This is a genomic window from Agromyces arachidis (assembly GCF_052805135.1).
The window spans coordinates 1-13,615 of sequence record NZ_JBRBDK010000004.1; the positions used below are offsets into that span (position 1 = coordinate 1).

The 13,615-nt window shown below is 72.2% G+C and carries 15 protein-coding genes; 3 read left to right on the forward strand and 12 right to left on the reverse strand.

The genetic code is table 11. The features are described from left to right. Nucleotides 1-94 precede the first annotated feature (94 nt). Nucleotides 95-508 (reverse strand): DUF6896 domain-containing protein, encoded by a 414-nt coding sequence (locus ACUY4T_RS06670; protein ID WP_446018412.1) that lies wholly within the window; start codon nt 506-508, stop codon nt 95-97. Nucleotides 509-672: 164 nt separating this feature from the next. Between ACUY4T_RS06670 and ACUY4T_RS06675 the strand changes: the two genes are divergently transcribed. After that, nucleotides 673-1,383 carry a hypothetical protein gene (locus ACUY4T_RS06675; protein ID WP_446018140.1) on the forward strand — a complete coding sequence of 237 codons (711 nt, stop codon included), beginning with the start codon at nt 673-675 and terminating at the stop codon, nt 1,381-1,383. 800 nt (nt 1,384-2,183) lie between these two features. Here ACUY4T_RS06675 and ACUY4T_RS06680 read toward each other — a convergent pair. From ACUY4T_RS06680 to ACUY4T_RS06700, 5 genes are all read right to left on the reverse strand, one after another. After that, nucleotides 2,184-2,792 (reverse strand): recombinase family protein, encoded by a 609-nt coding sequence (locus tag ACUY4T_RS06680; RefSeq protein ID WP_446018141.1) that lies wholly within the window; start codon nt 2,790-2,792, stop codon nt 2,184-2,186. A gap of 132 nt (nt 2,793-2,924) precedes the next feature. Continuing rightward, nucleotides 2,925-3,917 (reverse strand): ABC transporter permease, encoded by a 993-nt coding sequence (locus tag ACUY4T_RS06685; RefSeq protein ID WP_446018142.1) that lies wholly within the window; start codon nt 3,915-3,917, stop codon nt 2,925-2,927. 10 nt (nt 3,918-3,927) lie between these two features. After that, the gene (locus tag ACUY4T_RS06690) at nt 3,928-4,956 is read right to left on the reverse strand and encodes an aliphatic sulfonate ABC transporter substrate-binding protein (RefSeq protein WP_446018143.1); all 1,029 of its coding nucleotides are present in this window, start codon (nt 4,954-4,956) and stop codon (nt 3,928-3,930) included. Between the two features lie 63 nt (nt 4,957-5,019). After that, a complete protein-coding gene (locus ACUY4T_RS06695) occupies nt 5,020-5,886 on the reverse strand; it encodes an ABC transporter ATP-binding protein (protein ID WP_446018144.1) in 867 nt (288 codons plus the stop codon). A gap of 132 nt (nt 5,887-6,018) precedes the next feature. Beyond that, a complete protein-coding gene (locus ACUY4T_RS06700; RefSeq protein ID WP_446018145.1) occupies nt 6,019-6,489 on the reverse strand; it encodes a GNAT family N-acetyltransferase in 471 nt (156 codons plus the stop codon). A 79-nt stretch (nt 6,490-6,568) separates the two neighbouring features. Between ACUY4T_RS06700 and ACUY4T_RS06705 the strand changes: the two genes are divergently transcribed. Beyond that, nucleotides 6,569-7,402, forward strand: coding sequence for an SDR family oxidoreductase (locus ACUY4T_RS06705; RefSeq protein ID WP_446018146.1), 834 nt, complete (start codon nt 6,569-6,571; stop codon nt 7,400-7,402). Nucleotides 7,403-7,412: 10 nt separating this feature from the next. Here ACUY4T_RS06705 and ACUY4T_RS06710 read toward each other — a convergent pair whose 3' ends face one another. From ACUY4T_RS06710 to ACUY4T_RS06735, 6 genes are all read right to left on the reverse strand, one after another. Beyond that, nucleotides 7,413-7,853, reverse strand: coding sequence for a hypothetical protein (locus ACUY4T_RS06710; protein WP_446018147.1), 441 nt, complete (start codon nt 7,851-7,853; stop codon nt 7,413-7,415). After that, nucleotides 7,850-9,196, reverse strand: coding sequence for a serine/threonine-protein kinase (locus tag ACUY4T_RS06715; RefSeq protein WP_446018148.1), 1,347 nt, complete (start codon nt 9,194-9,196; stop codon nt 7,850-7,852). Before ACUY4T_RS06715 ends, ACUY4T_RS06710 begins: the two co-directional genes overlap by 4 nt. Nucleotides 9,197-9,243: 47 nt before the next feature. Then, nucleotides 9,244-10,083 (reverse strand): exodeoxyribonuclease III, encoded by an 840-nt coding sequence (locus ACUY4T_RS06720; RefSeq protein WP_446018149.1) that lies wholly within the window; start codon nt 10,081-10,083, stop codon nt 9,244-9,246. A 79-nt stretch (nt 10,084-10,162) separates the two neighbouring features. Next, entirely contained in the window at nt 10,163-11,677 is a 1,515-nt protein-coding gene (locus ACUY4T_RS06725) for a cell wall-binding repeat-containing protein (protein ID WP_446018150.1), read from the reverse strand. An 88-nt stretch (nt 11,678-11,765) separates the two neighbouring features. Continuing rightward, nucleotides 11,766-12,281 carry a DUF6328 family protein gene (locus ACUY4T_RS06730; RefSeq protein ID WP_446018151.1) on the reverse strand — a complete coding sequence of 172 codons (516 nt, stop codon included), beginning with the start codon at nt 12,279-12,281 and terminating at the stop codon, nt 11,766-11,768. Between the two features lie 55 nt (nt 12,282-12,336). Next, the gene (locus ACUY4T_RS06735; protein ID WP_446018152.1) at nt 12,337-12,708 is read right to left on the reverse strand and encodes a hypothetical protein; all 372 of its coding nucleotides are present in this window, start codon (nt 12,706-12,708) and stop codon (nt 12,337-12,339) included. 104 nt (nt 12,709-12,812) lie between these two features. Between ACUY4T_RS06735 and cofE the strand changes: the two genes are divergently transcribed. Next, nucleotides 12,813-13,595 (forward strand): coenzyme F420-0:L-glutamate ligase, encoded by a 783-nt coding sequence (cofE, locus tag ACUY4T_RS06740; protein ID WP_446018153.1) that lies wholly within the window; start codon nt 12,813-12,815, stop codon nt 13,593-13,595. Nucleotides 13,596-13,615 lie beyond the last annotated feature (20 nt).

Consider the following 13,615-nt stretch of genomic DNA (forward strand, 5'->3'; position numbering starts at 1 on the left):
AAGGATGCCTCTACCGGGTGAACAGGGAGCGAACACCGGCGCGCGGACGATCCCTATGCGAGAGCCGATGAAGGCGTGCATCGAATCAACGTGTTTAGTCCCGATCCCGGGAGAGCGAGAAGGTATCGCTTGCGAGAGTGAATAGATCGGGGTTGATCTGCTTGAGTGCGGGAGCCGCCTGTGCCGCTGCACGCACCGCCTCTCGATCGATTGACGACCTACCGACCGATCTCGCGAACATCCAGATCTTCCACGAGTCGAACTCAAGTGTGCCATCGAAGGCCCAGTCGACATCGACCTCGCTCCCATCGGTCAGCTCGAACCGGCAACCTCGTCCATGAAGCTGGAAACGGCCGAGTGCGTCCAGCACACCACTACGCACGGTGCCTGCCGCATCTCGCGGCAGTAGCACCATGGGCTGGTCGACAGCCGGCCTCTCGAATGCGCCGTATTCGCGCCGCAGGGCGGTAAGGCATACGACGACCGCGGCAATGAACTGAGCGACGATTTCGTCAGGCGTAGGTGCCGTCGTCGCAACCGGGCGATCCTAGGGTGCTCAACGGCAGTGCACTCCTCCGCGAGAAGTGCGCTCTATCGCACATGTGCGATAGCCGGTCGGCCGGAGGAGCAGCCCGTTGGCGGCCTGCGTCTGTCGTGAGGCAGGCTGTCCAGGTGCCCACTATCAACCAGAGAGCCGCGCTGGCCGCCGGCCCGGACACCGCTGCGTCGATCCTGCGGGAGCTCGCATCCGACGCCTCTCCAAAGGTGCGCGAGGCCGTCGCGAGCAATCCGGCGACCCCTGCCGATGCGCTGGAGACGCTGGTCGCTGATCCAAAACCCATGGTGCGCTGGGCGGTCGCGACGAACCCCAGCCCGCTCGCGCGGCCCATCGCGATAGCCGCGTCAGATGCGCACACGCGCGAACTGGCGGCCACACGCGGTGACCTCGATCCCGAAGACCTCCGCAGGCTGGTCAACGATCCGGTCCGAAGTGTCCGGCTGCAAGTGGCGAATGTGACGACCGACGCCGAGCTCGCACGCCGTCTTGCCCGGGACCCGGATCCACGGATGCGCGCGATGATCATCCATAACCACGCCCTGCCGGACGCCGAGGTAGAACGCCTCGCGCACGATCCGGTGGCCTCGGTGCGATCGTCGGCTGCAGCCTCACGGCGGCTCCGGCCCGAGACGCTGACTACGTTGGCGACCGACAAGTCCGCGGTCGTCCGGTGGCACCTGCTAGTGAATAATCCCGAGCGGATCGATCTCGCACGTGTGATCGCCGAAGACCCCGACGAGATGAATTCCGACCAGGCGAAGGCGCAACTCGAGAGCCCGCGACAGTTCACAGCCTTCCTGGGGCCAATCGACCTCGTCGAGTAGCCGACGGCTCGCAAACGGTCCTCCGGCGACGCACGGACGATCCGTCAATGCGACGCTGCGGCAGGGCTGCGCCGTCCGCGGATAGGGTCTGATCGTGGCTCGAAGGCGGGAACTCGCGGACGTCGCTGACGGGATTACCGGGCACGTCATCTTCGATTCGCCGGCCAACCCGGACTGGCCGCTCGCGGACATCGCCCAGGCGGTTCGCTCAGGCGAGGGGACGGCGTACTCGTTCGACATGATCGCTGGAACGGCGGCACCGGTGTCCGGTGACGTTCGCGCGGTGGCGGAGATGCTTCAGCGGGATCTCGTGCGACACCTTGACGCCCGACGCATTCCTGTCGGTTGGGTGCGAGAAGCTTCACTCACGGTGGATTTCGGCAGCTCGACGCCACGCACAGTTGCTCCCGTTCGGTGCCGGGTCCGCGTCGTCGATGATCGGGGGATCGTTCATACCTCCACACGTAGCGGTCAGACGAGAATCCCGGCGCGTTCGATCCCGACTGCTCTGCGCCGACGGCTCCGCCGATGGTTCGGCGCCTAAAAGCGATCGGCTACCGGACGCCATGCCGTCGAACGAGGGGGAAAGGTATCCGGTGGATACCTTTCCCCCTCGAGCGAGCCCGGGACGTCGTCACCCTGCCGGCCCATCGATGGCGAGAATCCATCGCGGGGCCGGCGTGCCGCGGGTTTCAAGCGCGCGCCGACGCACTCGACCACCGTCGTCGAAGTGATTCAGGCGGTCGGAGGCAGGCTGCGTCGAGGTCGCGCGCCCGCGCGCAACGCTCAGCGCGGACCGATCACGGCCCCGCCGGCTCGTCGTGCCCCTCGGCGTCACCGGCGTGCCGCTGGATCGTGCGATACACCGTCGCTCGCGACACGTTGAAGATGTCGCTGAGCTCGGAACTCGTGTGCGTGCCCTCCCGATGGACCTGCATGAGCAGTTGCTGCTGTGCCGCGGAGAGCTTCGGCGCCCGCCCGCGCAATCGGCCCTTGGCACGAGCGACCTGCATGCCCTCCCTCGTGCGAGCTCGGATGAGATCGGACTCGAACTCGGCGACCATCGCCAGCACGTTGAACAGCAACCGACCGACCGGATCGTTCGGATCGTGGACGGACCCGCCGAGGTTGAGCCGGACGTTCTTCGCCGTCAGCTCATCGACGATGTCACGGGCATCGCGAAGCGACCGTGCCAGCCGGTCGAGCTTGGTCACGACGAAGGTGTCCGCGTCGCGACAGGCCGCCATGGCCTGCCGTAGACCCGGGCGTTCGCGGTTCGTCCCCGTCAAACCCTGATCCGTGTAGATGCGCTCGGCCGTCACCCCGAGTCGTCGAAGTGCCTCGCGCTGCACCGTGAGGTCCTGGTCTTGCGTCGATACGCGGGCGTATCCGATGAGCAACTCGTTCATCCTCGCAGCGTGCGCGCGCCTGCGGGAAGCCGGCAACACCCCGCGTATGCGGCGGTGTTTCGCAATAGACCCGCCCGCGAACGTGCCCGGCCACGGGCCCCTATCCGAGACGGTGCCCGCCCCCGTGTCGCGTCACGCCCAGCGGCGGACCGCCCACCGCTCGAACCGCCCCACGATCGAGTCGGTGGCCTTGCCGAGCACCGCCAGCAGGATGATCGCGAGGAAGATGCGGTCGATGCGGCCCGTGTTGCCGGAGTCGCTGAGCAGGAACCCGAGGCCCATCGACGATGCGATGAGCTCGGCCGCGACGAGGAACAGCCACGCCTGCGCGAGCGCGAGGCGCAGACCCGAGATCACCGACGGCACCACCGCGGGCAGCTGCACGGTCGCGAACAGCGGCACGCCTCGCAGGCCGAACGCGCGGCCTGCCTCGAGCAGGCGCCGGTCGACGTGCCGCAGCGCGGCCGACACGATCGTGTAGACGGGGAAGAACGCGCCGATGGCGATGAGGATGACCTTCGACTCCTCGCCGATCTTGAACCACAGGATCAGCAGCGGCACCCACGCCAGCGACGGCACCGCGCGCAGCGCCCCGAGCGTCGGCGCGAGCAGGATGTCGCCCAGCCGGGAGAGTCCGACGATCGCGCCGACGAACAGGCCCAGGGCCGCGCCGAACGCGAAGCCGAGGAACACGCGCTGCGTCGAGATCGCCACGTACTGGCCGAGCAGCCCGCGCTCGGCGAGGTCGACCGCCGCGAGCCACACCATCTCGGGCGACGGCAGCATCGACACGGGCACGAGCCCGGTCGTCGACACGACCTGCCACGTCAGGAGCAGCGCGATCGGCAGCACTGCGCCGCCGACGACCACGAACCAGCGCCGACCGGTCAGCGGGCGCCGCGCGCCTCGCGGCCGCGACGGCCGGGTGACGGATGCCGCCGTGCCGGCGTCATCGCGCCCGACCTCGGTTCGCCGGTCGACACCGGACGGCCCGTGATGCCCGGCCGCGGCGGCAGGGCGCCCGCCGACGGCGACGGGCGCCGCGAAGCGCGGATCGACCGAGCCGTCGGGCAGTCCCGCGGCATCCGTGGTCGTCGTCTTCGCGGCATCCGTCGCCATCGTCATCTCCCCGGTCCTACTTCGCGAATCGCGCAGGGTCGGCGTCGGTCACGAACTCGTCGTGGATCAGCGTCTCGAGGGCCTCGTCGACCTGCTCCTGCGACGCGACGTCGCCGAGCTCGACGAACACCGGGCCGATCTTCTCGAGCAGCGCCACCTGCGCGTCGCCGGGGACCGGGTCGACATCGAGGTTCGAGCGCTCCAGGATCACCTTCGAGGCGATGGCCTCGTCGAGCCCCGCGACCTCGGCGAGGATCGCCGCCGTCTCCTCGGGGTTCTCCTCGGCCCACTCGCGGGCCCGCTCGTACGCGTCGACGACGAGCTGCGCGAGCTCCGGCTCCTCCTCGATGAACGACTCGGTCGCGTTGAGGAAGCCGTAGCTGTTGAAGTCGACGTTGCGGTAGATCAGGCTCGCGCCCGCCTCCTCGGCACCGGCCATGATCGGGTCCAGGCCCGCCCACGCGTCGACCGAGCCGTTCTGCAGCGCCGCCCATCCGTCGGCGTGCTGGAGGTTCTCGACCGTGATGTCGTCGGGCGAGAGCCCCTCGGCCTCCAGCGTCTGCAGGAGGAAGAAGTACGGGTCGGTGCCCTTGGTCGCGGCGACCGTCTTGCCCTCGAGGTCGGCGACCTCGTCGATGTCGCTGCCGGGGCCGGCGACGATCGCCGACCACTCGGGCTGAGAGTAGATGTCGATGGTCTTGATCGGCGAGCCGTTGGCGCGTGCGAGGAGCGCCGCGGAGCCGGCCGTCGACCCGACGTCGATCGCCCCCGCGCGGAGCGCCTCGTTGGCCTTGTTCGAGCCGGCCGACTGGACCCAGGTGACCTCGACGCCCTCGTCCTCGAGCCAGCCCTGATCCTTGATGATCAGGCTCAGCGGGTTGTAGGTGGCGAAGTCGATGTTCAGCGTGCGGCCCTCGAGGGACTCGCCCTCGGCAGCGGCCGGCTCGGCGGCCTGGCCCTCGCCGGCGACGCAGCCCGAGAGCAGCAGCGCCGAGGCGGCCGCACTCGCGACGAGCGCGGTGCGGAGGAGGTGGGTGCGGGACATGGGTGCTCCTTCGGTGGGGGACGGATCCGCGGCGCCGTGTGCTGTGGTCGGCGCCAGCGGGGTTCAGTACGGGTAGTGGGGGATGGTCGTGGTCGTCGGGATGCCGCGGGCGCTGCCGTGGCGGTCGATGCCCAGGCCGTCGAGCAGGCGGCCGCGCAGCTCGGCGAGTTCGGCCGACCCGCGGTCGCGGGGGCGATGCCCGGGCACGACCACGGTCTGGCGGATGCCGGCGCCCGGTGTCGCGCCGTCGGTGCCGAGCAGCACGATGCGATCGGCGAGCTGCAGGGCCTCGTCGACGTCGTGCGTCACGAGCAGCACGGTGGTCGGCTCGGCGCGGTGCACGTCGAGGAGGAGGTCCTGCATCTTCAGGCGGGTCAGCGCGTCGAGCGCGCCGAACGGCTCGTCGAGCAGCAGCACCTCCGGGTTCCGGGCGAGGGCCCGGGCGAGCGACGCGCGCTGCGCCATCCCGCCGGAGACCTCGTGCGGACGGTGGGCCGCGAACTCGGCGAGGCCGACCAGTTCGAGCAGGCGCGCGACGTGCTCGCGGCCGGCGCGGCGGTCGCCGCCGCGAGGCAGCCCGAGCGCCACGTTCCGCTCGATGCTCCGCCACGGGAGGAGGCGCGGCTCCTGGAAGCCGACGGCGCAGCGCACGTCGAACGGCCCGACCGGCGCGCCGCCGATCGAGACCTCGCCCGCGCTGGGCCGGTCGAGCCCGCCCGCGATGCGCAGCAGCGTCGACTTGCCGCACCCGCTCGGCCCGAGGATCGCGACGATCTCGCCCGCGGCGACCTCGAGGTCGATGCCGCGGAGCACGTCGCGCTCGCCGCCGTCGGGCGAGGCGAACGCGCGGCCCAGCCCCCGGAAGCCCACCGCAGCGGCCGACCCGCGTGCGGGCGCCGGCGGCGCGGCGGGGGCGGCGGTGGTCGACATGGCGGGCTCCGATGCGTGGGACTGGGGTCGGTCGGCACGACGCTACCCAGCCGCCCGGAACGTGTCAGGCGACCTCGAAGCACGACGTAACGTCAGCCGAAACACGGCGTCACACGTCGCGCGCCCGCCGGGTCAGAGGCGCTTCGACATGTGGATCGACGCCGGCAGGAACCCGAGCGCGCGGTACAGCGCGAGCGCGCCCTCGTTGTAGGCGAACACGTTCAGCATGAGCGAGCCCGCCCCGTGGGACCGGGCCACGTCCTCGGCCGCGAGCATCGCGCGCCGCGCCACCCCCTGACGGCGGAACGGCTCATGCACCATGAGGTCCCACACCCACCACGTGTCGCCGTCGTCGTCCCACGGGCCGATCCATAGCCAACCCGCCTCCTCGTCGCCGAGCCGGACCGTGTACAGCAGCTGGCCCTCCTTCAGCCGGCCCCCCGCGAAGAACCGCTCCTCCGAGGCGCGCCGGCCCGCGGCGGCCCCCTCCGCCGTGTCGCCGGCCTCGCGCCGCGCCTGCTCGTAGTGCGCCATCGCGACCGGCAGCCACGCCGCCACCTGCGCGTCGGACATCGGAACGAGGTGCACCCGCGGTTCGCCCATGGCCCCATCGTGCACCCGCCCGCCCTCAGCGCGGAAGCGGTGACGCGCGAGGAGCCCGACGCTTGCGAGAATGATCCGCATGGCGAGAACGGCGCGAGGCGCGAACATCCTGATCACCGGAGCGGCCGCGGGCATGGGGCGCCTCTACGCGCAGCGCGCGGTGGCCGAGGGCGCGGCATCCGTCGTGCTGTGGGACCGAGACGCGGCCGCGCTCGCGCGCACCGCCGACGAGCTCGGCGCCGCCGCGGAGGGGCGGACGCAGGTGCGCTCCTACGCCGTGGACGTGTCGGAGCACGGAGCCATCGCGAAGGCCGCGCACAAGGTCCGGCGCGAGGTGGGCGATCCCGACGTGCTCATCAACAACGCGGGCATCGTGCGCGGCAACCGGTACTTCTGGGAGAGCCACGCCGGCGACGACGTGCGGCCGACGATGCTCGTGAACGCGCTCGCGCCCATGTACGTCGCGCACGAGTTCCTGCCCGGCATGATCCGCTCGGCCCGCCCGGCGCGCATCGTCAACATCGGCAGCGCGGCCGGCACCCTCTCGAACCCGCGCATGGCGGTCTACGCGGCCTCGAAGGCGGCGCTGAACGGCTGGAGCGACTCGCTGCGCCTCGAGCTCCGGCAGGCTGGCCACCGGCACGTCACCGTGACGACCGTCACGCCGTCGTACATCTCGACCGGGATGTTCCACGGCGCCCGCGGGCCCGTGCTCGCCCCGATCCTCGAGCCCGAGTACGTCGTCGACCGGGTGTGGCGGGCCATGCTCGAGGGGCGCGCGCTCGTCGAGCTGCCGCGGAGCGTGCGATTGTCGCGAGCCCTTCGCGGCATGCTGCCGACGGAGGTGTTCGACCGGGTCGTGGGCGAGGGGTTCGGCGTCTACCGCTCCATGGAGGCGTTCCGAGGGCGCTGACCGGACCCGGTCAGTCCTTGCCCTTGCCCTTGTCCTTGCCCTTCCCCTTGCCCTCGTCGCTGTTGCCGGGACCCGAGTCGTCGTCGTCATCGTCCGACTCCGGCGCCGCGGTGGCGGTCGGAGTCGGCTCGGGCTCGGGGATCGCGGCGATGGCGGCCTCGAGGTCGCCGCGCACGAGGGCGATCGCGTCGCGGATGCGCTGCTCGCGCTCGCCGGTGAGCTCGTCCTCCGCGACGGCCTGGTCGACCTGGGCCTCGAGCGCGTCGAGCGACGCGAGGGCGTTGGCGTACTCGCCCCGCGACGAGGTCTCGGCGATCGCGACCACCTGGGCACGGTACGACTCGGCCTGAGCCGGGCTGAGGTCCGGCTCGGGTTCGCCGGCGCAGCCGGCGAGGCCCACGACGAGGGCGACGGATGCCGCGGCCAGCGCCGCGCGGACGTTGCGGGTCATGGCGTGACCGCCTCCTCGAGTTCGCCGAGGTGCACGCCGAGGTCGCCCGGCACGCTCGGCAGCGGGGTGGGCGAGGGGACCGGGTCCGCATCGGACGCGAGTGCGCCGATCATCGTCGGGATGAGGATGACGAGGAGGATGAGCGCGGTCGCGACCACGGCGGCGGGCAGCAGCCAGGCCGGGCGGCGGCGCCACAGCTCGGCGGCGGCTGATCCGCCGGACCGCTCGGGCTCCGACGCGGTGATCGGGGCGGGCGCGGTGAGCACCCGGGTCGCGGCGGTCGCATCGTCGTCGTCCTCGACGGGCGGCTCGGCAGGAGCCGCCCCGCGGGTCCGGCCCGCCGGCAGCACGGTGGTGTCGCCGAACGCGGCGCCGGGCGCATGGGTCAGTGCCGTCGCCGCCGTCGCCGCGGTCGCATCGCGGTGGTGCGCGTCGTCGCCGCCCGGCAGCACGGCGGTCGTCGCCCCGGCCTGGAGCGCCTGCGCGGCGAGCGCCACGTCGAGCGCGGTCGGTCGGCCCGCGGCGTCCCGCGCGGTCATCGCGGTGAGCAGGTCGGTCCATTCCGGGCCGAGGTTCGCCGGCACCTCCGGGTCGCGGACGAGCCGGGCGCTCGCGGACTCCAGCGCCGGTCCGGGGAACGACTGCGCGCCGGTGAGGGCCTCGAGCACCACGAGACCGAGCGAGTACACGTCGGCGGAGCTCCCGAGGGGCTCGCCGCGCACCTGCTCGGGGCTGAGGTACCCGGGCGTGCCGATGATGCGTCCCGTCGCCGTGAGGCGCGACTCGTCGAGCAGGCGGGCGATGCCGAAGTCTGCGAGCTTCGCGTTCCAGCGGCGCGTCGGGAGATGCGCCGGCGCGAGCAGGACGTTCGCCGGCTTCACGTCGCGGTGGACGATGCCGCGCGAGTGGATGACGTGGAGGCCCTCGGCGAGGTCGGCGAGCATGCGCGCCGTGTCGTCGCGGGGGATCGGCCCGGAGCGGAGCATCTCGCGCAGGTCCCTCCCCTCGACGAGCTCCATGACGAGGAACTCGCGGTGGGTGCCCGGATCCTTGGCCGCGTCGTACAGGGTGACGAGCGACGGGTGCGTGAGGCTCGCGAGCAGCGCCGTCTCGGACTTCCGGCGATCGGCGTCGTCGATGCCCTCGGTGGCGGGCGAGAAGACCTTGACCGCGACGCGGCGGCCGAGGGCCAGGTCGTCGGCGCGGTACACGGCCGCCATCCCGCCGCGGCCGATCAGCCCGTCGATCCGGTAGCGGTCGTCGAGGGTCGCTCCGAGCAGCGGGTCTGCCGTGCCCTGCGACGACGGCACCGGCTCGGGGCGGTGTTCGGTGGGGGACTCCATCACACGAAGCGTAACCCCGATGCCTGAACGGTCCGGCGGGGTTGCACTCAGCCGAAGATCATCGGCAGGTCCTCGTCCTCGTGGGCGAGGTCGAGTTCGACGAGCACCGGCACGTGGTCGCTGGGCCCGTCGCCCTTGCGCTCGGCGCGGTGGATCGAGGCGTGCGAGACCGCGTCGGCGAGGGGGCCGGACCCGAGGATGAAGTCGATGCGGAGCCCCTCGTTCCGGGGGAACTTGAGCTGCTTGTAGTCCCAGTAGGTGTACCCGGACGGGACCAGAGGGCGCACGACGTCGGCGACGCCGGCCTCCTCCAGCGCGAAGAACGCCGCTCGCTCCTCGGGCGACACGTGCGTCGTCACCCCCTCGACGACGGCCGGATCGCCGTTGTCCTCGTCGAACGGCGCGATGTTGAAGTCGCCCATCAGCGCGAACGGCCGCTCCGGGTGGGCGGTCGTCTCGGCGCGAGCGTGCTCGGCGAGCGCCGCGAGCCAGTCGAGCTTGTAGCGGTAGTGCGGGTCGCCGAGCGAGCGGCCGTTCGGCACGTACAGGCTCCACACCCGCACCCCGTCGACGGTCGCGCCGATCGCGCGGGCCTCGCGGGGAAGGTCTGGCCCCTCCTGCCCCTTCAGGAAGCCCGGCATCCCGGGGAACTCCGTCGCCACGTCGGCGATCGGCAGGCGGCTCGCGATGGCGACCCCGTTCCACTGGTTCAGCCCGTGGATCGCCAGTTCGTACCCCGCCTCCTCGAACGCCTCGTGGGGGAACTGCGCGGCCGTGCACTTGATCTCCTGCATTGCGAGGACGTCGACGTCCTCGCGCACCATCCAGTCGACGACGCGACCGTATCGGGTGCGGATCGAGTTGACGTTCCAGGTGGCGATGCGCATGGGGTCAAGCCTAGGGTCCGCCCGAGACGCGGACGGGCGCGCCCCCGGGTGGAGGCGCGCCCGTCAGGAGGGGTCGGTCTCAGCAGGTCTTGAAGGGCTGCCAGCCGTTGTAGTAGAGCGGCTGGTACTTGCCCAGCACGAAGAACTCGGCGATGCCGAGGTCGACGACCTCGGCCTGGACCCCGGCGCTCGTGCAGTACTCCGAGGTGATGTACAGCGGCGAGTACAGCCATCCGGCGACCGGCGCGCCCGCGAGCGCGTCGGGGAAGTTCGCGCCGCTGGCGGAGAACCCGTAGACGGCCCACTGGCCGTCCCACACGAAGTCCACGATCGCGAGTGCGGTCGCGTAGCGGTCGGGGCCGGCGAGGCGGATCACCTGCGGGACGGACGGGAGCGCGCCGATGGACGCCTCGATGCCGGAGGAGACCACGGCGGAGCTGCCCGCGATGCCGACGGTCCCCACGCCCAGCGCGTCGAGCGCCTGGGCCGAGGGCTGGTCGAGCGCCGACGCGGTGCCGGGCACGATGAGCACCGGGATGTCGGCGACCGCCGCCGCGCCGCTGGCCGACAGGGCGTCGGGGAAGTTCGCCCCCGTCGCCACCCACGCCGACGGGGCCGTGCCGAACTCGCCCGCCACGATCTTCCGCGACGTGTCGTAGCGGTCGGTCCCGGCGTACCGGGTGACGGGCGCGATGCCCTTCAGCGTCGACTCCACGCCCGACGACACCACGGCGGAGCTGCCCGCGATGACGATGCGCTCGGGCGAGAGACGCTGGAGCTCCGCGTACACGACCGGCGGGATCACGGTGCCGGGGACGAGCAGCAGGGGGCCGCCGCAGTGCGCCGCGGCCGGACCGGCGCTCAGCGCATCCGGGAAGTTCAGGCCGGTGGCGATGAAGACGCACGGCACGCCCTCGCCGAACGCCGTCTGCGAGGCGAGGACCGCGGTCTCGTAGCGGTCGGCGCCGGCGATGCGGTCCTTGATCAGTGGCTCCAGCTGCTCATCGGCACCTGCGAAGGACTCGCCGTCGCCGAGCGTGATGACGGTCGCCCACGAGAGGTACGGGGCGTCCTCCCAGAACTCGGAGATCAGCGGCGTGCCGGGCAGGTCGTCGTAGGCGAGGACCACGTAGTCGCCCGCCGCCAGGCCCGTGAGCGAGTACGCGCCCGCCGCATCCGCCTGGGCGCTCGCGACCGCGGACCATTCGCCGGTGCCGCCGTCCTGCATGATCGCGACCGCGACGCCGCTCGGCAGGGCGCCGCGCGACGCGCCGTCCGCCCAGTAGGTGATCCGACCGCTGATCGAGGCGGTGCCGGTCGACGACTCGGCACCGGCCTCCGCCGAGAACGAGCGCAGGCCGCCCGTCGCCCCGACGGCGCCGTCGCCGCCCGGAAGGTAGAAGGCGGAGGAACCCTCGCGCGGGGCGGCCTTCAGGCCGTCCGCCGCGTCGACGACCGCCTCGGCGGGCGGCGGGAGGAGTTCGGGTGCCGCGTCGTCGGCGGCGTGCGCCGGCGCGATGCCGGAGCCGAGGAGGGCCAGGGAGGCGGCGAGCACGACGGCGCGACGCATCCGGGCCATGGGCGCAGGGGCCATGGGAGTCCGTTCGGGTCATTCGGAACGCGACCCGGGCGGACCGCAGGCTCATGCTAGGGCGCTGCGCGCCCCCGGCGCCACACCGGCGTCAGCGCTGCTTCGGCTCCTTCTTGCCGATCCTCGGCACCACGATCCAGAACACCAGCAAAAGCACGAGTGCGATCGCCCCGGCGAGCCATCCGACCGGGCGGCTCACCGTCACGTCGAAGATGAGCATGGCCACGCCCGCGGCCACGAGCGAGACCACCACCAGCAGGCTGAGCAGCAGCGCGTTCGCGATCCGGACGACGCGTTCCTTCTGCTTCTGCCCGCTGAGCTGGCGATGGAGGATCACCGGGGCGAGCCCGAGCATCGTCGCCGTGGTCGCGAGCACCACGAGCACGAGGTACAGCGTCACCTCGCCGCGCTCGAGCTCGGCGAACTTGGGCTGGAACGCCACCGCGAGCAGGAAGCCCGTGATGAGCTGGGTGCCGGTCATCACCGCCCGCAGCTCCTGCAGGATGTCGTTCCACTTGCGGTCCAGGCGCTCGCCGGAGGTCTCGTGGCGGACCTCCCGCGGGTCGCCCTCCTCGGTGAGCTTCGCGGCTGAGGGGTCGTTCGTCATGCAACGGATGCTAGGGCCGCGCCATCCGCTCGCGACAGGCCTTGCACCGGCCCACTCAGCCCGACATGGGCCGGACGCCCGAGCCGCTGATCGTCGCCCCGATCCAGAACGCCGCGATCATGAGGACGATGCCCGCCAGCGGCACCCAGAACGCGAGCCGCCGCAGCACGAGCAGCACGATCGCGCCGACCAGCGCTGCGACGCCGGCCAGCACGACGCCGCCGATCGCGGCGAACGCGCCGTTGGTCATCACGTCGTAGTCGCACGTCGAGGAGGCCCCGCACGAGTCGCCGCCGAACGCGAGCAGCAGGAAGGCGAAGAGCGCGAGCGCCAGGCCCCCGGCGACCATGACGACGAGCAGCGCGATGGTGAGCACGAGATCCCAGACGATCACCGGCCGCCGTGCCGGCGCTGCGGTCCCGTCCATTCCGGCTCCCTCCGCCGCGGGCTCGTCGAACCCCCGTGCGCAGTCTGACAGCGCTGGTCCCCTCCTGCCAAGATGTCAGGAGGGGACCAGCGGGAGGGGTGCGCGTGCGCTACAGCATCGAGGGTGTCGAGGGCCTGCCCGAGATCGGCGAGCGGGCCGACCTCGCCGCGCTGATCGTCGGCGCCCTGTCGGAGCCGCTCGGCGACGGCGACATCCTCGTCGTCACGTCGAAGATCATCTCCAAGGCCGAGGGCCGGGTCGTCCGGGCCGACGATCGCGAGCAGGCGATCACCGACGAGACCGTGCGCGTCGTCGCGACGCGACGCACCGGCGACTCGGTCACGCGCATCGTCGAGAACCGGCTCGGCGTGATCGGCGCGGCGGCCGGCGTCGACGCCTCGAACGCGCCCGAGGGCACCGTGCTGCTGCTGCCCGTCGACCCCGACGCGTCCGCGCGGGCGCTGGCCACCGGCATCCGCTCGCTCACGGGTGCGCAGGTCGGCGTGCTCGTCTCCGACACCCTCGGCCGGCCGTGGCGCGAGGGCCAGACCGACGTGGCGATCGGCGCGGCCGGCGTGCACGTCTTCGACGACCTGCGGGGGCAGGCGGATGCCGCGGGCAAGCCGCTCGCGGTGACGATGCCGTGCGTGGCCGACGAGCTCGCCGGCGCCGCGGAGCTCGTGAAGGGCAAGTCGGCCGGCGTGCCCGTCGCGGTCGTCCGCGGGCTCGGCCACCTCGTCGGCGACCTCGACCTGCCGGGCGCCCGCACCATCGTGCGCCCCGCGGACCGCGACATGTTCCGGCAGGGCGCCGAGGAGGCGTACGACGAGGGCTATCGCGCCGGATTCGACGAGGCGCAGGCCGAGGGTCCGCTGCGCGGCGCCTGACCGGACGGCCGCCGGCGGGT

Bases quoted from the DNA above. Each gene is read 5' to 3' on its own strand.
- ACUY4T_RS06680 (WP_446018141.1), bottom strand. From the start codon at position 2,792: ATGAACGAGTTGCTCATCGGATACGCCCGCGTATCGACGCAAGACCAG.
- ACUY4T_RS06685 (WP_446018142.1), bottom strand. From the start codon at position 3,917: ATGACGATGGCGACGGATGCCGCGAAGACGACGACCACGGATGCCGCG.
- ACUY4T_RS06690 (WP_446018143.1), bottom strand. From the start codon at position 4,956: ATGTCCCGCACCCACCTCCTCCGCACCGCGCTCGTCGCGAGTGCGGCC.
- ACUY4T_RS06695 (WP_446018144.1), bottom strand. From the start codon at position 5,886: ATGTCGACCACCGCCGCCCCCGCCGCGCCGCCGGCGCCCGCACGCGGG.
- ACUY4T_RS06700 (WP_446018145.1), bottom strand. From the start codon at position 6,489: ATGGGCGAACCGCGGGTGCACCTCGTTCCGATGTCCGACGCGCAGGTG.
- ACUY4T_RS06705 (WP_446018146.1), top strand. From the start codon at position 6,569: ATGGCGAGAACGGCGCGAGGCGCGAACATCCTGATCACCGGAGCGGCC.
- ACUY4T_RS06710 (WP_446018147.1), bottom strand. From the start codon at position 7,853: ATGACCCGCAACGTCCGCGCGGCGCTGGCCGCGGCATCCGTCGCCCTC.
- ACUY4T_RS06715 (WP_446018148.1), bottom strand. From the start codon at position 9,196: ATGGAGTCCCCCACCGAACACCGCCCCGAGCCGGTGCCGTCGTCGCAG.
- ACUY4T_RS06720 (WP_446018149.1), bottom strand. From the start codon at position 10,083: ATGCGCATCGCCACCTGGAACGTCAACTCGATCCGCACCCGATACGGT.
- ACUY4T_RS06725 (WP_446018150.1), bottom strand. From the start codon at position 11,677: ATGGCCCCTGCGCCCATGGCCCGGATGCGTCGCGCCGTCGTGCTCGCC.
- ACUY4T_RS06730 (WP_446018151.1), bottom strand. From the start codon at position 12,281: ATGACGAACGACCCCTCAGCCGCGAAGCTCACCGAGGAGGGCGACCCG.
- ACUY4T_RS06735 (WP_446018152.1), bottom strand. From the start codon at position 12,708: ATGGACGGGACCGCAGCGCCGGCACGGCGGCCGGTGATCGTCTGGGAT.